The sequence below is a fragment of the Devosia aquimaris genome, assembly GCF_020169335.1.
In the GTDB taxonomy this organism is placed as follows: Bacteria; Pseudomonadota; Alphaproteobacteria; order Rhizobiales; family Devosiaceae; genus Devosia; species Devosia aquimaris.
In genome coordinates this window covers 753,584-775,137 of the sequence record NZ_JAIEZN010000001.1, presented here as the reverse complement: position 1 = coordinate 775,137, position 21,554 = coordinate 753,584, and the positions used below count along the sequence as shown (strand labels likewise).

At 63.4% G+C, this 21,554-nt stretch carries 23 protein-coding genes; 12 read left to right on the top strand and 11 right to left on the bottom strand.

Features of this window, described 5'->3' with window-relative positions; genetic code table 11:
• Positions 1-50 precede the first annotated feature (50 nt).
• The 3 genes from K1177_RS03685 to rsmA are packed head-to-tail and all read left to right on the top strand — an operon-like array spanning position 51 to position 2,794.
• Entirely contained in the window at positions 51-878 is an 828-nt protein-coding gene (locus tag K1177_RS03685; RefSeq protein WP_224701970.1) for a peptidylprolyl isomerase, read from the top strand.
• Positions 879-932: 54 nt separating this feature from the next.
• A complete protein-coding gene (gene pdxA / locus K1177_RS03680) occupies positions 933-1,931 on the top strand; it encodes a 4-hydroxythreonine-4-phosphate dehydrogenase PdxA (RefSeq protein ID WP_224701969.1) in 999 nt (332 codons plus the stop codon).
• Positions 1,928-2,794, top strand: coding sequence for a 16S rRNA (adenine(1518)-N(6)/adenine(1519)-N(6))-dimethyltransferase RsmA (gene rsmA, locus K1177_RS03675; protein ID WP_224701968.1), 867 nt, complete (start codon positions 1,928-1,930; stop codon positions 2,792-2,794). Before pdxA ends, rsmA begins: the two co-directional genes overlap by 4 nt.
• A 4-nt stretch (positions 2,795-2,798) precedes the next feature.
• On the opposite strand, the gene gmk is transcribed toward rsmA, so the two are convergent.
• From gmk to fabD, 7 genes are all read right to left on the bottom strand, one after another.
• Positions 2,799-3,437, bottom strand: a complete 639-nt coding sequence (gene gmk, locus K1177_RS03670; protein ID WP_224701967.1) for a guanylate kinase — start codon at positions 3,435-3,437, stop codon at positions 2,799-2,801.
• Between the two features lie 9 nt (positions 3,438-3,446).
• Complete coding sequence (locus K1177_RS03665; RefSeq protein ID WP_224701966.1) at positions 3,447-4,337, bottom strand: YicC/YloC family endoribonuclease; 891 nt, start codon at positions 4,335-4,337, stop codon at positions 3,447-3,449.
• Positions 4,334-5,434 carry an endolytic transglycosylase MltG gene (mltG, locus tag K1177_RS03660; protein WP_224701965.1) on the bottom strand — a complete coding sequence of 367 codons (1,101 nt, stop codon included), beginning with the start codon at positions 5,432-5,434 and terminating at the stop codon, positions 4,334-4,336. The genes K1177_RS03665 and mltG overlap by 4 nt, the downstream gene beginning before the upstream one ends.
• Positions 5,435-5,600: 166 nt before the next feature.
• Positions 5,601-6,863 (bottom strand): beta-ketoacyl-ACP synthase II, encoded by a 1,263-nt coding sequence (gene fabF, locus K1177_RS03655; RefSeq protein ID WP_224703683.1) that lies wholly within the window; start codon positions 6,861-6,863, stop codon positions 5,601-5,603.
• 28 nt (positions 6,864-6,891) lie between these two features.
• Positions 6,892-7,128, bottom strand: coding sequence for an acyl carrier protein (locus K1177_RS03650; protein WP_035100440.1), 237 nt, complete (start codon positions 7,126-7,128; stop codon positions 6,892-6,894).
• 217 nt (positions 7,129-7,345) lie between these two features.
• Entirely contained in the window at positions 7,346-8,083 is a 738-nt protein-coding gene (fabG, locus tag K1177_RS03645; RefSeq protein WP_137151534.1) for a 3-oxoacyl-[acyl-carrier-protein] reductase, read from the bottom strand.
• A 56-nt stretch (positions 8,084-8,139) separates the two neighbouring features.
• Positions 8,140-9,087 (bottom strand): ACP S-malonyltransferase, encoded by a 948-nt coding sequence (gene fabD / locus K1177_RS03640; RefSeq protein WP_224703682.1) that lies wholly within the window; start codon positions 9,085-9,087, stop codon positions 8,140-8,142.
• Between the two features lie 366 nt (positions 9,088-9,453).
• Here fabD and rpsF point away from each other — a divergent pair, with 366 nt between their 5' ends.
• From rpsF to alr, 6 genes are all read left to right on the top strand, one after another.
• Positions 9,454-9,861 (top strand): 30S ribosomal protein S6, encoded by a 408-nt coding sequence (rpsF, locus tag K1177_RS03635; RefSeq protein ID WP_224701964.1) that lies wholly within the window; start codon positions 9,454-9,456, stop codon positions 9,859-9,861.
• A gap of 18 nt (positions 9,862-9,879) precedes the next feature.
• On the top strand, positions 9,880-10,134 hold the full coding sequence (gene rpsR / locus K1177_RS03630) for a 30S ribosomal protein S18 (RefSeq protein ID WP_035100429.1): 255 nt from the start codon (positions 9,880-9,882) through the stop codon (positions 10,132-10,134).
• A gap of 164 nt (positions 10,135-10,298) precedes the next feature.
• On the top strand, positions 10,299-10,871 hold the full coding sequence (rplI, locus tag K1177_RS03625; RefSeq protein WP_224701963.1) for a 50S ribosomal protein L9: 573 nt from the start codon (positions 10,299-10,301) through the stop codon (positions 10,869-10,871).
• A 127-nt stretch (positions 10,872-10,998) separates the two neighbouring features.
• Complete coding sequence (locus K1177_RS03620; RefSeq protein ID WP_224701962.1) at positions 10,999-11,610, top strand: hypothetical protein; 612 nt, start codon at positions 10,999-11,001, stop codon at positions 11,608-11,610.
• 198 nt (positions 11,611-11,808) lie between these two features.
• Positions 11,809-13,293: a replicative DNA helicase gene (locus tag K1177_RS03615; RefSeq protein WP_224701961.1), complete on the top strand. Its 1,485-nt coding sequence runs from the start codon at positions 11,809-11,811 to the stop codon at positions 13,291-13,293.
• 2 nt (positions 13,294-13,295) lie between these two features.
• Positions 13,296-14,426: an alanine racemase gene (alr, locus tag K1177_RS03610; RefSeq protein WP_224701960.1), complete on the top strand. Its 1,131-nt coding sequence runs from the start codon at positions 13,296-13,298 to the stop codon at positions 14,424-14,426.
• A 221-nt stretch (positions 14,427-14,647) separates the two neighbouring features.
• Here alr and K1177_RS03605 read toward each other — a convergent pair whose 3' ends face one another.
• On the bottom strand, positions 14,648-15,472 hold the full coding sequence (locus K1177_RS03605) for a helix-turn-helix domain-containing protein (RefSeq protein ID WP_224701959.1): 825 nt from the start codon (positions 15,470-15,472) through the stop codon (positions 14,648-14,650).
• A 105-nt stretch (positions 15,473-15,577) separates the two neighbouring features.
• Here K1177_RS03605 and K1177_RS03600 point away from each other — a divergent pair, with 105 nt between their 5' ends.
• Both K1177_RS03600 and K1177_RS03595 read left to right on the top strand, forming a co-directional pair.
• Entirely contained in the window at positions 15,578-16,147 is a 570-nt protein-coding gene (locus K1177_RS03600; RefSeq protein ID WP_224701958.1) for a DUF5655 domain-containing protein, read from the top strand.
• Entirely contained in the window at positions 16,147-16,473 is a 327-nt protein-coding gene (locus K1177_RS03595; RefSeq protein ID WP_224701957.1) for a hypothetical protein, read from the top strand. The genes K1177_RS03600 and K1177_RS03595 overlap by 1 nt, the downstream gene beginning before the upstream one ends.
• A gap of 622 nt (positions 16,474-17,095) precedes the next feature.
• On the opposite strand, the gene K1177_RS03590 is transcribed toward K1177_RS03595, so the two are convergent.
• The 3 genes from K1177_RS03590 to K1177_RS03580 all read right to left on the bottom strand — a co-directional run bounded on the left by K1177_RS03590 (position 17,096) and on the right by K1177_RS03580 (position 19,786).
• On the bottom strand, positions 17,096-17,914 hold the full coding sequence (locus K1177_RS03590) for an ABC transporter permease (protein ID WP_224701956.1): 819 nt from the start codon (positions 17,912-17,914) through the stop codon (positions 17,096-17,098).
• Positions 17,911-18,666, bottom strand: coding sequence for an ABC transporter ATP-binding protein (locus K1177_RS03585; protein ID WP_224703681.1), 756 nt, complete (start codon positions 18,664-18,666; stop codon positions 17,911-17,913). The genes K1177_RS03590 and K1177_RS03585 overlap by 4 nt, the downstream gene beginning before the upstream one ends.
• Before the next feature lie 91 nt (positions 18,667-18,757).
• Positions 18,758-19,786 carry an ABC transporter substrate-binding protein gene (locus tag K1177_RS03580; protein WP_224701955.1) on the bottom strand — a complete coding sequence of 343 codons (1,029 nt, stop codon included), beginning with the start codon at positions 19,784-19,786 and terminating at the stop codon, positions 18,758-18,760.
• A 295-nt stretch (positions 19,787-20,081) separates the two neighbouring features.
• Here K1177_RS03580 and radA point away from each other — a divergent pair, with 295 nt between their 5' ends.
• On the top strand, positions 20,082-21,482 hold the full coding sequence (gene radA / locus K1177_RS03575) for a DNA repair protein RadA (RefSeq protein ID WP_224701954.1): 1,401 nt from the start codon (positions 20,082-20,084) through the stop codon (positions 21,480-21,482).
• Positions 21,483-21,554: the final 72 nt, after the last annotated feature.

The following is a 21,554-nucleotide window of genomic DNA, read 5'->3' as shown; positions in this document are numbered from 1 at the left end:
GTGCGGCTGGTGCCCTGATCGTTGGAATGCTGTTGAGCATGGCTGTGGCCATGCCAGCGTTCGCTCAGACAGTGCGTGTCACCGTCAATGGCACGCCGATCACCGACGTGCAGATTTCCCAGCGCGTGAAGCTGTTTGCCCTGGAAGGCAATCGCGGCGGCACTAAGGGCGCCACCGAGCAGTTGATCGACGAAGCCGTCCAGATGTCGGAAGCCAAGCGCCTGGGCATCACGGTGTCCAACGCGCAGGTGGACGACGCCTTCCTGCAGATTGCCCGCAATCTCAAGCTCAGCGAAGACAAGCTGCGCCAGATGCTGCAGCAGGGCGGCATCAACATGGACACGCTCAAGGACCGTCTGCGCGCCGCCATCGCCTGGAACGCAGTGACGGAAATGGCGATCATGCCGCAGGTGCAGATTTCCGATTTGGAGCTGGACCAGAAGGCCGCAGGCCAGCTCAAGGACTACCAGAGCTTTGACTATATCCTCAAGGAAGTGATCTTCGTGGGCCAGGGCGCCGCCAAGCGCACGGGCGATGCCAATCGCTACCGCTCGCGCTTTGCCGGTTGCGACAGCGCCGTGGATGTGTCGCTGAACTTCACCGACGCCGCCGTGCTGGACGTCGGTCGCCGCAACGCAACCCAGCTTCCGGAAGCCATTGCCAAGGAACTGGCCGGACTGAACGTGGGTGGCATTACCAAGCCGCGTGTCGTCGAGAATGGCGTATCGATGCTGGCGATCTGTGAAAAGACCCAGGCTGAAGACCTGACCTTCATCAAGAGCGACCTGCGCGCCGAGCAGGGCAACGAGGCCCTCACTGACCAGGTGGCCACCTATCTCGCCGACCTTCGCAAGTCCGCCAAGATCATCTACAACTAAGACAGACGGCCCGCCGCGCGCGGGCCGAACTTTTCTGCGACTGTGGAGCTCTGGATGGACAGGCCGCTTGCCATCAGCATGGGCGAACCGGCAGGCGTCGGCCCTGACATCGTCATGGCGCTCTACGCGCGGCGGGCCGAGTTCGCGCTGCCGCCCTTCTGTTTGTTTGGCCATATCGACTTCCTGCGCGCACGGGCACAACGGCTGGGGTTGGATATTGCGTTGGCTAACAGCGGCCCCGACGGCGCGGCCCACCAGTTCAAGACCGCCCTACCGGTGCTGCATGTCGATGGCAGCGTGCCTGACCATCCCGGCCATGCCTCTCCACTATCCGCCCATGCGGTGATTGATTCCATTTCGGCGGCCGTCCAGGCCACGCTGAGCGGCAGCTGTCGCGGGTTGGTGACCGGGCCGATTCACAAGGGCGCGCTCTACCATGCCGGGTTCAAGCATCCCGGCCACACCGAGTTTCTGGCCGAGCTCTGTGCTGCTGGCGGCACGCCGCCGCTGCCGGTGATGATGCTGGCCCATGGTGGGCTGCGCGCCGTGCCGGTGACCATCCATGTGCCCATCAAGGATGTGCCGGCGCTGCTGACACGCAAGCTGATCGTGGACACGGTCCGCGTGGTGGCCCATGACCTGCGCCAGCGCTTCGGCATTGCCAATCCGCAGATCGCCGTCGCGGGGCTCAATCCGCATGCCAGCGAGGGCGGCGCCATCGGGCGGGAAGACCTCGAGATCGTCGGCCCTGCCGTGGCGCAATTGCAGTTCGAGGGGCTGGGCGTGACCGGCCCCCTGCCCGCCGATACGCTGTTCTATCCCACCCATTGGGCCCAGTATGACGCCGTGGTGGCCATGTATCACGACCAGGCGCTGATCCCGATCAAGACCGTGGCCTTTGAGGATGCGGTCAATGTGACGCTGGGCCTGCCCATCGTGCGCACCTCGCCCGACCATGGCACGGCTTTCGACCTGGCCGGCACCGGCCGAGCCTCACCCAAGAGTTTCCTCGCGGCCATTCGCCTGGCCGACGCCATGACTGCGAATCCATGAGCCAAATCGACAATCTGCCGCCGCTGCGCGAAGTCATCGCCGAGCATGGCCTGCGGGCCAAGAAAGAGCTGGGTCAGAACTTCCTGCTCGACCTTAACCTGACAGCGCGGATCGCGCGCGTGGGCGGGTCGCTGGAGGGCGTTCGCGTGATCGAGGTGGGTCCGGGGCCCGGCGGGCTGACGCGGGCGCTGCTGGCCGAGGGCGCGCGCGAAGTGATTGCCATCGAGCGCGACGCACGGGCGCTGCCGGCGCTGGCGCAGATCGCCGAAGCCTATCCCGGGCGGTTGACCGTGATCAGTGGCGATGCCATGGAGATGAACTATGCGGCGCTGGCCGATGGCCCGACGCGGATCATCGCCAACCTGCCCTATAATATCGCTACGCCCCTGCTCACCGGCTGGTTGACCACCCATCCCTGGCCACCGTTCTTCCAGAGCCTGACGCTGATGTTCCAGCGCGAGGTGGCCGTGCGCATCTGCGCCCGTCCTGGTGAAGATCCCTATGGCCGACTGGGTGTGCTCGCGGGCTGGCGCACCGACCCGCGCATTGCCTTCAACGTCAGCCGCGAGGCCTTTGTGCCGGCGCCCAATGTCACCTCGTCGGTGGTGCATTTGGTGCCAAAGGCGGTCGACGAGTCAGTGGCGGTGCGTGACCTGGAAGGTATCACCAAAGCGGCCTTCGGACAGCGGCGCAAAATGGTGCGGCAGAGCCTGAAAGCCAGTGGTGTGGCCGTCGATGGCCTGCTGGCTGCCGCCGGGATCAAGGGCGACGAACGCGCTGAGGACCTGCCGATCTCGGTGTTCCTGGATATGGCGCGCGCGCTGCCCGGCCTGCGCAAGGCAGCCCAGGGCGGCGCCGCCTAGGCTCTCAAAGAGAGTCGATCTGGCTCTGCAAGTCCTTGACGAAGCTGCTCAAATTGAGCTGGCGCTCGCGCTCGAGGCGCGCTGAAACCAGAATCGAGCGCACCCGCGTGGTGGAGGCCTCAAGGTCTTCATTGACGATGACATAGTCATATTCGTTGAAGTGATCCATCTCGCGGCGGGCGTTCTGCAGGCGCTTCTCGATGGTGCCGACGCTATCCTGGGCGCGGCGTTCCAGGCGGGCACGCAGTTCCTTGATGGAGGGCGGCAGGATGAACACCGTCACCATGTCCTTGCGGCTATTCTTGTAGAGCTGCAGCGTGCCCTGGTAGTCGATGTCGAACAGGATGTCGTTGCCGGCAGCGAGCTGTTCTTCGACGCGGGCGCGGGGCGTGCCGTAGAAATTGCCGTGCACCTCGGCTGATTCGAGCAGTTCGCCATCCTGCTGCATGCGGCGGAAGGTCGGCACGTCGATGAAGTAGTAGTGCTTGCCGTCCACTTCATCGGTGCGGCGCGCGCGTGTGGTGACCGAGACGGACAGCTTGATGTTGGGATCGGCGCCAAACAGGGCACGCGAGATCGACGACTTGCCCGCGCCCGAGGGCGAGGCAATCACCAGCATGACGCCACGACGCTGAAATTCCATCAGCCGATCCTATTCGATGTTCTGAACCTGTTCGCGTAATTGATCGATCGCCGCCTTGAGGTCAAGGCCGATCGCGGTGAGGTCCACCGCATTGGACTTGCTGCACAGCGTGTTGGCCTCGCGGTTGAATTCCTGGGCCAGGAAGTCGAGCCGCCTTCCGACCGCGCCGCCGCTGGCAATGAGCTGGCGGGCGTTGGCGATATGGGCGGTGAGGCGATCAAGCTCTTCGCGGATATCGGCCTTGGTGGCCAGGATCAGGGCTTCCTGGGCCAGGCGCTCGGGCGCCATGGTGATGTCGTCGGCCAGTTCGGCGACCTGCTGGCGCAGCCGCGCCTGCACCGCCTCGCGGCTGCGGGACGGGTGAGCGGCAGCGCGGGCGACCAGCGCCTCGATTTCATCAATGATGCCCAGCAGCACGGCGGCCAGCTTGCCGCCCTCCTGCCTGCGGGCGAGGACGAGATCGACCATGGCTTGGGAGGCTCCGTCCATGATGGCGCTGGCCAGCGCCTGCTCACCTTGGGGCGTCATGGGGGCCTCGCGGCGGTCGAGCACGCCAGGGAGGGCCAGAATGCCCTCCAGCGTCGGCCGGGGCGCCTCAATGCGATTGGAGAGCTCGGCTATGGCCACCAGCACGGTGTCGAGGGCCTGCTGGTTGACCACGACATTGCCCCCGGCGCCGTCGCGTTCGACGGTGATGGTGCAGTTGATGGCGCCGCGCGAGACCATCTTGCCGATGAGTTGGCGGACTTCGCCCTCGATGGCGTCAAAGCCGGCAGTAAGCCGCGTGCGAATGTCGAGGCCCCGGCTATTGACCGACTTGATCTCGCAGACGAAACCTGCCCCTGAAACCGAACCGGCAATGCGCGCATAGCCGGTCATGCTGGCAAGGGAATGGCTCACTGCGCGGCCGGGGCGTCACCGGCCTGGGTGGCCTGTTCGTCCTCCAGGGCCTTGCGGGCCGCTTCGGCCTCGCTGGCGACCTTGCGATATTCGGCCACGTTCTTCTGATGCTCGGCGTAGGTCTCTGAGAAGACGTGACCTTCGCTCGGCAGCGCGCCCTTAGCGACGAAGTAGAGATAGTTGTGATCGTCGGGGTTGGCGACTGCCTTGAGGGCATCGATGCCCGGATTGGCGATGGGCGTCGGCGGCAGGCCGTCGATCTGGTAGGTGTTGTAGGCCGTCTTGCCCTCGATTTCGGAGCGCTTGAGACCTCGGCCGAGCGTGGTCTGGCCCTTGGTGATGCCGTAGATGATGGTCGGATCGGACTGCAGCCGCATGCCGGCGCGCAGGCGATTAACGAACACAGCCGCGACCTGCGGACGTTCGGTGGCTACGCCGGTTTCCTTTTCAACGACAGAAGCAAGTACCAGAAGCTCTTCGGGCGACTTGAGCGGCAGATCGGCCTGGCGGGTCTCCCAGACCTCGGCCAGTGCGTCAGCCATCGCCAGTTGCATCTTGTCGAGCACCGACTGGCGGGTGTCGCCGGGGGTAAAGTCATAGCTGCCGGGCAGAATCGAGCCTTCTGGCGGCAGCGCCGAAACCGGGCCGATCAGGTCGGGCGTGTCATCGAGGCGCTGAACCACCTCCCAGGAGGTCCAGCCCTCGGGAATGGTCACCGCATAGCGGATGGGATTGCCCTGGCTGAGCTCGGTGAGGATATCGGCCATGCTGGCGCCGGCGGGAATGCGGAAATCGCCCTGCTTGATGCCGGTGGCCTGCTCGAGCGCGCGGCCGCCAAACTGGAAGACAAAGCGGTTGCTGATGAGCCCCTGCTCTTCCAGCCGGGCCGAGACCGAGCTGATGCCGGCGCCTGATTCGACGCGGAACGTCGTGTCCTGCTGCAGCGGGCCGGGGCCGTAGAACTGGGATGCGCCATAGAAGAACAGACCGCCCGCCACCAGCAGGCCAAGCACCAAAAGGCCCAGCAGGCCATTGAGAATGTCAACAAAACCGTTGCGCGAACGGCGGCGTTGGCGCCGTGGCTTGCGATCGTTCATCGTGCTGTTCAACCTCGAGGTCCAGCTGCCTGACTAGCGCCGGATCGTGTCTGCAAATGGGCGCCTGTCATGGACAGATCGCCCGGCATTGTTGGCCTGGCCCTGCCCAAAGACAAGAGGCACAGTGCGCGCAGGCGCACTGTGCCTCGTCACAAGCGTGGATAAGTCAGTTGACCTTGCGCATGACCAGGGTCGCGTTGGTGCCGCCAAAGCCGAAGCTGTTGGAGAGCGCCACGTTGATCTCTTTCTTCAGCGCCGTCTTGGGCACCAGATTGATCACCGTCTCGACCGAGGGATTGTCCAGATTGAGCGTGGGCGGCGCGATATTGTCGCGCATCGCCAGCAGCGAGAAGATGGCTTCCACCGAACCGGCGGCGCCAAGCAGGTGGCCGACAGCGGACTTGGTGGAGCTCATGGCGACGCCCGAAGCGGCATCACCGAGCATGCGGGTAACCGCGCCGAGTTCGATCTCGTCGCCCAGCGGGGTCGAGGTGCCATGGGCGTTGATGTAGTCGATATCGGCGGGCGTAATCCCGGCGCGCTTGATGGCGGCCTGCATGCAGCGATAGCCGCCGTCACCATCCTCGGAGGGAGCGGTAATGTGATAGGCATCGCCCGACAGGCCATAGCCGATGATCTCGCCATAGATCTTGGCGCCGCGGGCCTTGGCCCGCTCATAGTCTTCGAGCACGACAATGCCGGCGCCCTCGCCCATGACGAAGCCGTCACGGTCGCGATCATAGGGCCGCGAGGCGGCTTCGGGATTGTCGTTGAAACCGGTCGAAAGCGCGCGGCAGGCGGCAAAGCCGGCCATGGCCAAGCGGTTGACGCAGCTTTCAGCGCCGCCGGCGACCATCACATCGGCATCGCCCAGGGCGATGAGTCGCGCTGCATCGCCAATGGCGTGAGCGCCCGTGGAGCAGGCCGTGACGACGGAATGATTGGGGCCCTTGAGGCCGAAACGAATGGAGACCTGGCCAGAGGCCAGATTGATCAGGCGGCCCGGGATGAAGAAGGGGCTGATACGGCGCGGCCCTTTTTCATGCAGGGTGATGGAGGCCTCATAGATGCCCCCGACCCCGCCAATGCCCGAACCGATCAGGACGCCAGTGCGTTCCTGTTCTTCCTGAGTCTTGGGCTCGACGCCCGCATCCTGGATAGCCTGGGTTGCCGCCGCCATCGCATAGACGATGAAGGGATCAACCTTGCGCTGTTCCTTGGTGTCCATCCACTCATCTGGATTGTACTTGCCGTCGGCATAGTCGCCGAGCGGCAAGCGATGAGCGATCTGGCAGGCGATATCGTCGACCTGGAAGTCATCGATGCGTTTTGCACCACTCTTGCCGGCCAAGATATTGGCCCAAGTGGCTTCAACCCCGCAACCGAGGGGCGTGACGAGGCCCATCCCGGTGACGACTACGCGACGCAATTCCATGGTCAACTATCTCAGCCGGCTTTTAGCCGACAGCCTTGGTGAGGAAGGAGACAGCGTCGCCGAAGGTCTGGATCGACTCAGCAGCGTCGTCGGGAATCTCGACAGAGAATTCTTCTTCAAAGGCCATCACCAGCTCGACCTGGTCGAGAGAGTCTGCGCCCAGATCGTCGATGAAGCTGGCCTTCTCAACAACCTTCTCGGCATCCACATTCAGGTGTTCCACAACGATCTTGCGGACCCGATCAGCGACATCGCTCATAGTTTGACTTCCCTTTTCGAAATCGAGGTTTCGTTTCGCTTCTTATTGGCGCGCTGCCAAATCTTCAAGCACCGTATTGGCCGGGTGATCGCCAATGTATGCGCGCTTTCGGGCGTCTGCAAGGCGATCCGCCATCGGTGCGAACGGCGCCGAGTAGCATACTTGGGACCGGGGCGCCATAAGCCAGTGCCCCGGTTTTCAACGGCTTTTGACGGATTTAGATCATTGCCATGCCGCCGTTGACGTTCAGCGTATGCCCGGTGACATAGGCTGCAGCGTCGCTAGCGAGGAAAACCACGCAGGCGGCAACTTCCTGGGCCGTACCGAGCCGTCCGGCCGGAATGGTGGACAGGATCGACTCGCGCTGCTTGTCGTTGAGTTCGTCGGTCATGGCCGAGGCAATAAAGCCGGGCGCAATGGAATTGACGGTGATGTTGCGGCTGGCCACTTCATGGGCCAGGGCCTTGTTCATGCCGATCAGGCCGGCCTTGGAGGCGGCGTAATTGCCCTGCCCCGGATTGCCCATCACGCCAACCACCGAGGAGATGCCGATGATGCGGCCGAAGCGCTGCTTCATCATGGAGCGCAGCACGGCGCGATTGAGGTGGAAAGCCGCGGTGAGGTTGACGGCGATGACGTCATCCCATTCCTCGTCCTTCATGCGCATGAACAGATTGTCGCGCGTCATGCCGGCATTGTTGACCAGGATGTCCAGCCCGCCCATGGCGCTTTCGGCGGCGGGGACGAGCTTGTCGACCTCATCGAGCTTGGAGAGGTTGCAGGGGAGAATCGGGCAGTCCTTGCCGATTTCCTTGGCGGTATCTTCCAGCGCACCCACGCGGGTGCCGCTGAGCGCGACGGTGGCGCCAGCGGCGGCCAGGGCCTTGGCGATCTCGCGGCCAATGCCACCGCTTGCGCCGGTGACCAGTGCGCGTTTGCCTGTCAGATCAAACATTTAGTCGTCTCCCATGGAGAAAGTGATTCAAGCTCTTGAGGGCTTGAATCAAGCGGTTAAGCCAGGACCTCAGCAACGAAGGCCTCGATGTCGGCCGGCGTGCCGATGGCCGAGGCGGTGGCGTCAGCATTGATGCGCTTGGCGAGGCCGGTGAGCACCTTGCCGGCGCCCAACTCGTGCAGATGGGTCACGCCGCCGGGGCCGGTGAGCCAAGCGACGCTCTCGGTCCAGCGGACGACGCCGGTGACCTGCTCGATCAGGCGCTGGCGGATTTCGGCGGGGTCGGAGATCGGGTTGGCGAGGACATTGGCGACCAGCGGCACTGCGGGCGCCTGCATGGTGACGTCAGCCAGCGCGGCGGCCATGGCCTCGGCGGCCGGCTGCATCAGCGAGCAATGGAAGGGGGCGCTGACTGGCAGCGGCAGTGCGCGCTTGGCGCCCTTGGCCTTGGCAATATCAAGCGCGCGCTCGACGGCAGCGGTAGCGCCGGAGATGACGACCTGGCCCGGGGCATTGTCGTTGGCGACCTCGCAGACCTCGCCCTCGGCGGCTTCGGCGGCGACGGCGCGGGCGGTATCGAGATCAAGGCCGAGCAGCGCCGCCATGGCGCCATGGCCGACGGGCACGGCCTTCTGCATGGCCTGGCCGCGCGTCTTGAGCAGGCGGGCCGCATCGGCGACCGAGAAGGTGCCGGCGGCGCAAAGGGCGGAATATTCGCCCAGCGAGTGCCCGGCGACAAAAGCAGCGTGCTCGGCGATACGGACGCCTCGGGCTTCGAGGACGCGGATGACCGCCAGGCTCACCGCCATCAGCGCGGGCTGGGCATTTTCGGTGAGGCGAAGGGTTTCGTCCGGCCCCTCGAACATGATGGTCGAGAGCTTCTGGTCGAGAGCCTCGTCAACTTCGGCGAAGACGGCGCGGGCTTCGGGGAAGGCCTCTGCGAGATCCTTGCCCATGCCGACGGCCTGGCTCCCCTGCCCGGGAAACGTGAATGCGCGTTTGATCATGATGGCCCTCCAGAGCGTCAGTTAGACAGGCCACACGCTGGCTGTCCAGTTGCGGGGCATTTGTCGAATGGGTGTGGCAGAGTCAAGGCGCGAGGCCGCAGCGGCGTCGCCAAACACCGCAAAGCCCGCGTTTGCGGCGCATTGGGCTTGCCTCAATGGCCGGTTTGGCCTATAGCGCCGCCAGCAATTCGTTTGGCCGGGGGCTGAACGGAGGGTTTGTCATTGGCAACTTTGACAAATAGGGCTCAGGCCCGGCCTCCCGTGTTCCCGCTCTTTGCAAGACTGCTTTGATGCCCTTTCCGGCTTCAAGGAGGCTCCGCGCCAGAAGATTGCAGTGTTTGAACCACGAAGGAAGGCGCATCAATGGCCCTTTACGAGCATATCTACCTGGCCCGCCAGGACGTTTCCCAGCAGCAGGTCGAAGAACTGACCGCTGCGCTGACCGAGATTCTGGCTGCCGGCGGCGGCAAGGTCACCAAGAATGAATACTGGGGCCTCAAGGGCCTTTCGTACCGCATTCGCAAGAACCGCAAGGCCCACTACACGCTGATGAACATCGACGCTTCCTCCGCGGCTGTCGCCGAGATGGAACGCCAGATGCGCATCAACGAAGACATCCTGCGCTTCATGACCGTCAGCGTTGACGAACATGAAGAAGGCCCCTCGGCCATGATGCAGAAGCGCGATCGTGACGATGCCCGTCCCGACCGTGGTGGCGATCGCGGTGATCGTGGTGGCTTCGGCGGCGAACGCCGTCCGCGCCGTTTCTAAGACAAGGACCGAAAAGCTATGGCAATCAAAGACCTCACCACCGCCCAGGCCCGCCGTCCGTTCCAGCGTCGCCGCAAGACCTGCCCGTTCTCGGGCGAAGGCGCGCCCAAGATCGACTACAAGGACGTGCGTCTGCTGTCGCGTTACGTTTCCGAGCGCGGCAAGATCGTTCCCAGCCGCATCACCGCCGTGTCGGCGCTGAAGCAGCGTGAACTGGCCCGCGCCATCAAGCGCGCCCGCTTCATCGGCATCATGCCCTACGCCGTCCAGTAAACTGGATGGTTCGCCGGGCGGCTCCTGTCTGCCCAGGCACCAAACGACAGGCCTGTTGTCCCTTGGGGCAGCGGGCCGCGCCCTAAGGGGCGCACCGCTGGGGTTCTGGATGGTCCGGAGCTCCTAACCGTCCAAGAGACGGGACAGCCAAAAGGAATTATCCCATGAAAGTCATTCTGCTTGAGCGTATCGGCCGCACCGGCTCGATCGGCGACGAAGTTTCGGTCAAGGACGGGTTCGCCCGTAACTTCCTGCTGCCGCAGGGCAAGGCGCTGCGCGCCACCGAAGCCAACCGCAAGAAGTTCGAAGCCGAACGCGCCCACATCGAAAAGCGCAATGAAGACCGCCGCAACGCCGCTGCCGGCATTGCCGAGGGTCTGAACGGCCGCGAAGTGGTGATCATCCGCCAGGCCGGCGAAACCGGTCAGCTCTACGGTTCGGTCGCTTCGCGCGACATCGTCGAGGCCCTGGCTTCGGACGGCTTCACCGTGCAGCGTTCGCAGGTGGACCTTGCCGACCCGATCAAGTCGGTTGGCGTGCACACCGTTGCGCTGCACCTGCATGCCGAAGTGGCCGTGTCGATCACCGTCAACGTCGCCCGCTCGGAAGACGAAGCCGTGCGCCAGAGCGCCGGTGAAGACGTCACCGTCACTGTCTATGACGAAGACGAAGAAGGCGATTTCGCTGCCGGCCAGAAGGACGCGCAGCAGGACGATCGCTTCGACGACGAAGTCTAAGCCTTCGCCTCAGGCGAATGCGAGAAAGCCGGGCCCTGCGCCCGGCTTTTTTTGTGCTATAGAACGTCTGTCCGATGTCCGGCCGCTGCGCATGTAACCAGAGTAGTCTGCCCTGGAGACCCTGTCGATGAAGCTGCTGCTGCTGCTGCCCCTGACCTGCCTTGTGCCCCTGCTGCTGGCGGCCCCGACGGCGGATGCGGCCAAAATCAAGGCGCCGACCGGGCGCACTATGGTGGAGCGGCTTGACTTGAGCAGCCCGCAGGCCACGGCACAGACCTTCCTCGATGCATATGCCAGTGCCGACTATTTCTCCGCCTACTACGCGCTGTCACTGGATGCCCGCCTGGGCTTCAGCAATGCCATCGGCAGCTTCAACCTCGGCACGCTCATCCCGGGTGCAACGGCCACCGACATGAAGGGCTCGCGCGTGTGGGACAAGGATCTGCAGCCCGACACGCTGTCGCAGGAGATCCTGATTGATCCTGCGCTGGGCTTTGACGATCTGATGCAGGCGGCAAAGGGCAATGGCATGCTGCCGTTCGTTATTGGCACGGCGGAGGTCGGCGCGCCCATCGCCCTGGCGGACGGCGCCCTCACGCTGGCCATCGACAACGCCGGCGGCCAGCCGGAAGCCCTGGTGTTCCACACCATGATCATGCCTGATGGCAGCTGGCGGATCGACCGCATCACCTGGGACGGCTCGGACGCCCAGGCCCGTCCCTGGGGCATCCTGCCCTAGGCCTGTCGCCTTCATTGCCAGCCCAGACTCATGCCATGATGCGGCCTCGCAGGCACGCAATGGCTTTGTGTCACATTCCCCGTTGTCCCCATTGTTCACAGCGGGCGATGAGGTCTCCTTAACCCTGTCGTTGGTAGGCCAAGACACACGCCTGAGTCGCGTGGTTAAGGAAGGTTAACGGATTTAACCGAGGTACCCATGGCAGAGATCGCACGGCTGCATCCGGCCGAAGACAAGTCGTTCCGCATGGCTCCGCACAATGTGGAGGCCGAACAGGCGCTGCTGGGCGCCATTCTGCTGAACAATGACGCCTTCTATCGCGTGGCGGATTTTCTCGAGCCGATCCATTTCTACGAGCCCATTCACCGCGACATCTATGAGCTGGCCGGCAAGATCATCCGGGCCGGCAAATCGGCCGATCCCACCACGATCAAGACCCATCTGCCCGACCAGCTGCTGCCCGATGTGACGATGGCGCAGTATCTGGCGCGGCTGGCGGCGGAAGCCACCACGGTGCTCAATGCGGCCGACTATGGCCAGGCCATCTATGACCTTGCCATCCGCCGCAACCTGATCCTGGTCGGCGAGGAGATGGTGCAGGTCGCCTATGACTCGGACGTCGAAATGACGCCGAACAAGCAGATCGAAAAGGTGGAAGGCGAGCTGTTCCAGCTGGCCGAGAAGGGCCGCTATGACGGCGGTTTCCTCAGCTTTTCCACAGCGCTGAGCGCCTCCATCCAGATGGCAGGCGAAGCCTATCAGCGCGATGGGGGCCTGTCGGGTGTGTCGACCGGGCTGGACGACATGGACCGCCAGATGGGCGGGTTGCAGCGCTCGGACTTGATCGTGCTGGCCGGTCGCCCGGCCATGGGCAAGACGTCGCTGGTGACCAACATCGCCTTCAATATCGCCAAGGCCTACCGCAGCGAAGTGCAGGCCGATGGCCACCTCAAGACGACCAATGGTGGCATCGTGGGCTTCTTCAGCCTGGAAATGAGCTCCGAACAGCTCGCCACGCGTATTCTGGCCGAGCAGGCCGAGATTTCATCGTCTGATATCCGCCGTGGACGAATCCACGACAGCCAGTTTTCCAAGCTGGTGGACGTCAGCAACATGATGAGCAAGCTGCCGCTCTATATCGACGATACCGGCGGCATCAGCGTGGCGCAGCTGGCGGCGCGCGCGCGCCGCCTCAAGCGACAGAAGGGGCTGGACTGCCTGATCGTGGACTATCTGCAACTGCTGAGCGGCTCGAGCAAGGCTTCGAGCCAGAACCGCGTGCAGGAGCTGACCGAAATCACTACCACGCTCAAGGCGCTGGCCAAGGAGCTCGAAGTGCCCATCATCGCGCTGTCACAGCTGTCGCGTCAGGTGGAAGCGCGCGACGACAAGCACCCGCAACTGGCGGATCTGCGCGAATCGGGTTCTATCGAGCAGGACGCCGACGTTGTGCTGTTCGTGTATCGTGAAGAATACTATCTTAAGAACAAAGAGCCAAAAGAAGGCACGCCGGAACACCTGACTTGGCAAGGCGAAATGGAAAAAGTGCACGGCAAGGCCGAAGTGATCATCGCCAAGCAGCGCCATGGCCCCACGGGCACTGTGCAGCTCAGCTTTGAGGCGCAATATACGCGCTTCGGCAATCTGGCACGCGCCGACTATCTCCCCGAACGTATGGAATAGGGATGGCCCTGACGTCTGGCCTTGGCGGGCAACTCAGCATTGATCTCGGGGCACTGGCCCGCAACTGGCGCGCACTGGACAAGGTGAGCGCCGGCGCCTTGACGGGCGCCGTGGTGAAGGCGGACGCCTATGGCACCGGCATCACCATGGCCAGCAAGGCGCTGCATGCGGCAGGCGCGCGCTTCTTCTTCGTGGCGACGCCCGATGAGGGCATGGCGGTGCGCGCCGCCCTGCCCGACGCGCATATCTTCGTGCTCAACGGGCTCTATCCCGGCGCGGCCAATCTTTACGTGCGGCAGAACCTGATGCCGGTGATCGCCTCGGTGGCGATGCTGGAGGAATGGCTGGCCAAGTGCCTGGAACGCAACGAGGCCTATCCCTCGGCCTTCCATTTCGACACCGGCATCAATCGCCTGGGCTTCCGCCTCAATGAGGCCGGCTATGTGCGCGAACGCATCCAGGCGCTGGGCTATGCGCCACAGATGCTGATGAGCCACCTGGCCTGTGCCGACCAGCCCAATCACGAGAAGAACCGCACGCAGCTGGCGCTGTTCGGCTCGGTGATGGCGCAGTTCCCCGGCATTCCCGCTTCGCTGGCCAATTCGGCCGGGCTTATGACGGGCCGCGACTATCACTTCCAGATGGTGCGCCCGGGCATTGCGCTGTACGGCGGTCGCGCCGTGACGGGGCGCAAGAACCCCATGGCCCCGGTGGTGACGCTGCATGTGCCGATCATCCAGGTCAAGGAAGCGCGCACCGGCGAGACCGTGGGCTACAACGCCAGCTATTCGCTGTCACGCGACAGTCGACTGGCCATCGTGGCGCATGGCTATGCCGACGGCTTTTTCCGCTCGCTCTCGGGCAGCAATGCCCGCCCCGGCGGCAAGGTGGCCATCCGCGGCAAGCTCTGCCCGGTGGTGGGCAAGGTGTCGATGGACCAGATCGTGGTCGATATCACCGAACTGGGCCCCAATATCCCCGAGCCCGGCGAAGGCGCCGAAGTGCTGGGCGCCCTGATCGGCGCCGACGACCAGGCCGACGCCGGCGGCACCATCGGCTACGAGGTACTGACCTCGCTCAAGGGGCGCTACAGCCGGAACTATGTCGGGGATGGAAACCTGCCGCAGGGGTGAGGCGGGAGCGGCTGAGTAGACCGGGCGATCAGTGTTGAAAAGAGACGGTCACCTTTTGCCAGTTCCCGACAACCAACGGCGAGCGGCGCCACGAACCTCACATCCGGCTTGTCGTAGACCGTCTGGCCGCACTTGTGCGGGAGGCAGGGCCATTGCGGCGCGAAGTCTACAAATGAACAGAGCTAGGCCTGCCGGAGGCCGATCAAGACGAAAATGGATGATCACGAACGGTAGAATATCCTACCAAACTCATTGTCTAGCTCGGCAAAGCGCCCCGGAGAATGTCCCGTGAATTGCTGAAATGATCGGATGAAATGCGCCTGGTCGAACCATAGGTCGAGCGCCTCGTCGCGCAGCAGTCGGGCATCCTTGTCCTTGGAGAACTTGCGATAGAGTTTTTCAAAAGCCAGGACTGACTGCAAACGTTTCGGCGTCAGTCCGATCTGCTGACGAAACACGTCCTGCAGATGGCGACGCGAGCAACCCAGGGCGCTGGCAAGGTTGTTGATTTCGACGCTGTAGCCGTGCTGTCCCATCGTTGCGATCGCCTCGTCCACTAGACTGCGACGGTATCGCCCCACGGCATGAAGGCGCTCAACCAGGAATTCCTGGATCATCTGCACCGCTTCATTGAGGGTATCGGCAGCGTTCACCCGCTTCATCATTCTTGATCCAGTCGCGCCAAGCACCTGATCCAGCGGAACGATACGCTGGAAAACGCCATCGAGGTCGGCCTCGAAGAACCGGCTAAGCCCATTGGGCCTGAACTCCACCCCGATGGTCACCGTGAAGCTATTGGGCGAGGAGATGATGGAGGGTTGGTCCCAGACGCCAATCAAAACCACCTCGCCTTCGTCACTGCGTTGTGTCGCGCCAGCGCCTCTGGCGATCAGAGCGTTCCGCCAAGGTACGACAAGCTTCGGCCTGCCATTTGGAACCACAATTCGCGCGTCGACTTCCGGCAGCCCTGCTCCGGTCTCAAAGACCCAAAAGTGATGAATCCACGGAGCGATTTCTGGTCGTGGCTGGATGGAAATCAGGCGCAAGGCTCAGCTCATGAGAATGTGCTGACGCAGTTTTGCAAGCTGTTCCCAAACTTACAATACATCAGGCCTTTCCAGCCCTAAGTGATGGCGCGAAAGGAGAACCAAATGGACTTTCGCGACAAAGGCGCACAGACGCAACTTGGCAACATCGAAGCCCAGACCGGGCGCAGCTTGGCGGCTCTGAAGGAGGAGGTTGCTGACTATGGGGCTCTCAAACACTCGGAGAAGCGCGCGCACCTGCAGGAGCGTCATGGCCTCAGCTTCGTGCACGCTGACACCTTGTTACTCTGGATCGAATCCAAGGAAAGTGGCGAGCAAGAGCAGGACATCCTTGACACCATCTACAGTGGTGCCAAGGCAGCGTTGCGCCCCATCCATGACGCCTTTATCGCCCAGCTTGCCGAATTTGGTCCGTATGAGATCGCTCCCAAAAAGGGCTATGTCAGCCTCAGGCTGGCCAAGCAGTTCTGCATGGTCGGCCCGACTACCAAGGACCGCGTTGACATTGGGATCAACGCCAGAGGCCTTGCGCCCCAGGGTCGGCTTCGCGCTCTGCCGGCCGGCAAGCTCTGCCCGCTGGAAGTGAGCTTGACTAGTCGGCAGGACGTCGATGACGAACTCATGGGCTGGATCCGGAGTGCGTGGGACCAAGCTCTGCACCCGAGGGCGAAGTGATGGAAATAGTTGTTCGTATTCTGTCCGGCCTGTTGCTGGTCGGGGCGCTCTTGCACGCGTGGGGTTGCCTGGTCGCCTTCAAGGCTCGAACACCTGAGCGCGCCTGGTCGCTGGGCTCGGCAGGTTTCGCCGCTATGTTGAGTGTCCTTGCCTGGCTCCTAGCCGGGCGCGACGACCCGGCGCTGGCGTGGGTGGTTGCCGGCGGTTGCGCCCTGTGGCTGTTGACAGTCAGCGCGTTTGGGCGGGCTATTGGAAACTTGGCAGACCCGAGGGTGCTCTATCATCTTGTGGTCACTGTTGCGCTGGGGGTGGCGGTGCTGAGCTGAATCGCAACGCCGTTGATAACTCCCTCTAAGTCAATGGCATTTGCCGGCTCCAACGTGAGCTATTGACGTCATCACGCCGGAAGCAGACGTTTTGCTTCCGGCCCCCTTCTTGCAATTGCGACGCTACGGCAGCATGCCTCAAATAGGCCAGAAAGAGGCAGTTTGCGGTTCTTTCGACCAAAGCCACCCAATCCGCCGGCTTTGCCCTGCACTCCCCCCTTTCACCTACCTGATCCCCGCCTGCAAAACCTGGCGTATCCTCAACCCATCTTCCCGCATCTACTGCGCGGTCGCGACGAACGGTCGGCGGGGGGATACGGGGGACGGGGTCGCCTGTCCGGAGTGCCGCCCGATCCAACGATGCCTGTGAGCTAGGATACGGCCTCAACCCGGATGCGATGGCGAGACCTGGGTTTCACCACACGCGGACTACCCGCAAAACGAGACCTCGGTCTCGCCATTGCCGCACGCCGCAAGGCCATGAGTGCCATGCTCGAATGACAAAGTACCCGCGGGTCTCCTGGCCGTGCAGTAGTTTGGCTTGTCCGCTGACTGGGCAGACCCCGACGGCAATCGCCGGAAACGTGTCACGCAGCAGGCTCCGGGTCTGGTGCCGCAAGACCTAGTTGCTCATTGTTGATCGATGCGCCCAGCCGGTCATGCGCTTTTCAAGCCAGGCCATCAGCGCATACATGGCGATGCCCTCGACGGCCAGCATCAGCAAGCCGGCAAAGACCAGCGGCACGTTGAAGTTGGATTGAGCCGAAGCCATCATATTGCCCAGGCCATTGTTGGAGGCCACGGTCTCGCTCACCACCGAACCAACAAAGGCCAGCGTGATGGCGACCTTCAGCGAGCCGAAGAAATAGGGCATCGAGCGCGGGATGCCGACCTTGAGCATGATGTCGAGCTTCTTGGCTCCCAGCGCGCGCAACACATCCTCAGTCTCGGGCTCGATGGTCGCCAGCCCAGTGGCCACATTGACGACGATAGGGAAGAACGAGATGAGGAATGCCGTCAGCACCGCCGGCACCGTGCCGATGCCGAACCAGATGACCAGGATGGGCACCAGGGCGACCTTGGGAATGGCATTGAAGCCGATCATGATTGGATAAAGGCCCGCATAGATGGTCTTGGACCAGCCGATGAACAGACCAATCCCCAACCCGGCGACAACGGCGATGATGAAGCCGAGCACGGTCGTATAGAGGGTCTGCAGCGAGTTCTTCCAGATCGGCGACCAGTATTGGACGATGGCCTCAAAAATGCGGCTGGGCGTCGGCAGGATGGTATGCGGCAGGCCCGAAATGCGGACGCCGATCTCCCAGATGACAAACAGCCCGATCGTGTAGAGCAGCGGTGCCAGCCGGATCCAGTTGATCCGGAATGGCTCGCGCTGGGGCAGAGCAACCTGTGGCGTGACGGTCTCGATATTGCTCATGCGGCCGCCCTCGCCGTTGCGATCTCGCCATGGAGGCGCTGCACCATGTCGTTGAACGCCGGCTCGTAGAGAATTTCCAGCTGCCGCGGCCGCTCGAAGGGCACCATGTGTTCGGAGATCACTCGCCCCGGCCGCGCACTCATTACCACCACCTTGTCGGCGAGGAAGACGCTTTCGCGCAGGTCATGGGTCACCAGCACGATGGTGACATCCTGGCTGGCATGGAGGTCGCGGATCACGCACCACAGCTCTTCCCTGGTGAAGGCGTCGAGCGCGCCGAAGGGCTCGTCGAGCATCAGCAGTTCCGGCTCGTGGATCAGGGCCCGGCACAGATTGGCGCGCTGCTGCATGCCGCCCGAGAGCTGCCAGGGAAACTTGTCGCCGAAGCCCTTGAGGCCCACCGTCTCCAGCAGCGCTTCGGCCTTGGCCACATATTCGGCCTTGTGGGCCCGCAGCCGGTGGCGGTGTCGCTCGACGATTTCGAGCGGCAGCAGGATGTTTTCCAGCGTGGTTCGCCACGGCAGCATGGTCGGATTTTGGAAGGCCATGCCGACAATCGACACCGGCTTGGTCACCTCCTGGTCGGCCACGATCACCGTGCCGGCCTGCGGAATATGCAGCCCCGTCGTCAGCTTCATCAGGGTGGATTTGCCGCAGCCCGAAGGACCGACCACGGCGACGAATTCGCCCCGCTCGATCCGCAGGTTCAGCCCGCTGACGGCCAGCGTGCCGGTCGGCCCGCCATAGCGCATGTCAACATTGTCGATGGTAACCAGTGCCATTGCCGCTCCGCTCAAAACAGTTCGGTCCGGGCGGGGCCGCCCGGACCGTTGTCACCGCGCCTTACGGCAGCATGCGCTCTTCGGCTGGCGGCAGATATTGTGCGTCGAAGACATCGGCTGCTGTCACCGCGCCTTTGAGCCCCATCGACAGCTTCAACGTTTCCAGCGACGCCGCCAGCCGCGCCTCGTCGACACCGCCAAAGCCGTTCTCCACCACATAGGGCGTCTTGATGTTCATCTCATTGGCCATGGTCAGGCGCGCCGTCTCGGTATCGATATTGAGCGTCTCGTTGCGCGCCAGCACGGCCGCCGCGCCGGCGGCGGGGTCAGCGACAGCATCGGCAAAGCCCTTGCTCAGTGCCCGCAGGAAGCCCTTCACAGCGTCCGGGTTTTCGTCAGCAAAGGCCTCGTTCACCAGGATCGCATTGCCGTAGAGATTGAGCCCGTGATCGGCGAACAGAATGGTGGAGATGTCGTCTTCCGGCACGCCATTGGCCATCAGGTTGAGGATCACCGAGAAGGCGAAGCCGAACACGCCATCGACGTCACCGGAGGCCAGCATCGGCTCGCGCACGGGGAAGCCGACGTTCTCGATGGTGATGCTCGATGCGTCGATGCCGGCGGCGGGAATGAACGCCTGCCATTGGGCGAAGGCACCGTCCGGCGGCGGCGCACCAAGTTTCTTGCCCTCGAGCGATTTCGGATCGTCGGTGATGCCGAGCGACTTACGGCCGATGATCGAGAACACCGGCTTGTCATAGACCATCATGATCGCCTTGACAGGCTGGGCCGGGTCTTCGTCGAGAAACTTGATCAGCGAGTTGATGTCGCCGAAGCCGAACTGATAGGCGCCCGTCGCCACACGCGGAATGGCTTCCACCGAGCCGTTTCCGGTGTCGATGGTCACGTCGAGCCCTTCTTCGGCAAAATAGCCCTTGTCCTGCGCCAGCAGGAAACCGGCAGCCGGGCCTTCAAAGCGCCAGTCCAGCGTCAGCTTGACGGCGGTTTGCGCAAAGGCCGAAACCGTGGTGAGCCCGACCAGCGCAAGCGCGGCGAGTGTTGATGCACAGAGCAGACTGCGATTGGGCATTATTGAGGCTCCAGGATTGTTGTTGCCCAAGACAAGCGCAACGTTTGATGTCGCGCAAGTGCAAAACGCACAAAACCGCGCCACACGCGAGATATGCCCACGGAATACTCAGAACTAGTCGCCGCGCGCCGGTCGGGCGCTTGATGCATGGCGGCAAGTCCTCCCTCGGATCAGCCCATCGGGGACATTCAACCCACCCGCACACACGCGAAAGCCTTATAGTTCCCTTTTTGTTCTTGATCCCCACCAATGGCTCCAGTACACAGGGCCTTGCCCCCAATTGCGAGTAACCGGCTTGGCCAAATCCCGTTCGTCCTTTGTCTGTCAGGCCTGTGGTGCCGTCACCAGCCGCTGGCAGGGGCGGTGCGATGCCTGTGGTGAATGGAACACCATCGTCGAGGAAATGACCGATTCCGGCGTGGGCGCCGGGCCGAAGTCGGCCAAGGCCAATGGGCGTCCCGCCAATCTGGTGCCGCTGTCGGGCGAAACCGAAAGCGCAGCCCGCGTGGTGACCGGAATTGCCGAGCTGGACCGCGTGACCGGCGGCGGCTTCGTCAAGGGTTCGGCGCTGCTGGTGGGCGGCGACCCGGGCATCGGCAAGTCGACGCTGTTGCTGCAATCGGCGGCGGCGCTGGCCAATCTGGGCAAGCGCGTCGTCTATGTTTCGGGCGAGGAGGCGGTGGCACAGGTGCGGCTGCGGGCGCAGCGGCTGGGCCTCGGCGAAGCCGCAGTGTTGCTGGCGGCTGAGACCAATGTCGAGATCATCCTGGCAACGCTGGAAAACGGCCCTGCCCCAGACCTGGTCATCATCGATTCCATCCAGACATTGTGGACCGACCGGGTGGACAGCGCACCGGGCACGGTGACCCAAGTGCGCACCTCGGCGCAGGCACTGACGCGCTTTGCCAAAAAGAGCGGCGCGGCGGTGGTGCTCGTCGGCCATGTGACCAAGGACGGGCAGATCGCCGGGCCGCGGGTGGTCGAGCACATGGTGGATGCCGTGCTCTATTTCGAGGGCGACACCAGCCACACCTTCCGCATCCTGCGTGGGGTGAAGAATCGCTATGGCGCCACCGACGAGATCGGCGTGTTTGCCATGACCGAGTTGGGCCTCGAACAGGTGGGCAATCCGTCGGCGCTGTTCCTCGACCAACGCGACGAGGGCGCGGCGGGCTCAGCTGTGTTTGCCGGCATCGAAGGGACGCGACCGATCCTGATCGAAATCCAGGCGCTGGTGTCCCCCTCCCCGCTGGGCACGCCACGCCGGGCTGTGGTGGGCTGGGATAGTTCGCGCCTCTCCATGGTGGTGGCGGTGCTGGAGACGCGTTGCGGCGTACGCATCGGCGCCAATGACATTTATCTCAACGTTGCCGGAGGCTTGAAGATCAATGAGCCGGCGGCGGACCTCGCCGTGGCGGCGGCGCTGATCTCCTCGCTCACCAACTCACCGCTGCCCTCGGATTCGGTCTATTTCGGGGAGATCTCGCTGGCCGGTGGCGTGCGCCCGGTCGTGCATGGCGCGCTACGGCTGCGCGAAGCCCAGAAGCTTGGCTTCAAATCCGTGTCGACAGGCCGGCTTGGGTCGGCGGACCGCAGCAGCGGGCTGGAGGTGTCGGAGTATTCGGCATTGTCGGAACTCGTGGCGCGGATTGCCTCGGCAGGAACGCCGCGTGAACCCGAGCGCGAGTCCTGGTAGCAGCACGCCGGCCATGTCTGGTTTGTGGGCACATCACGCCCGGGTGTCCCGGCAGGTCTTGGCAGCGGCGCG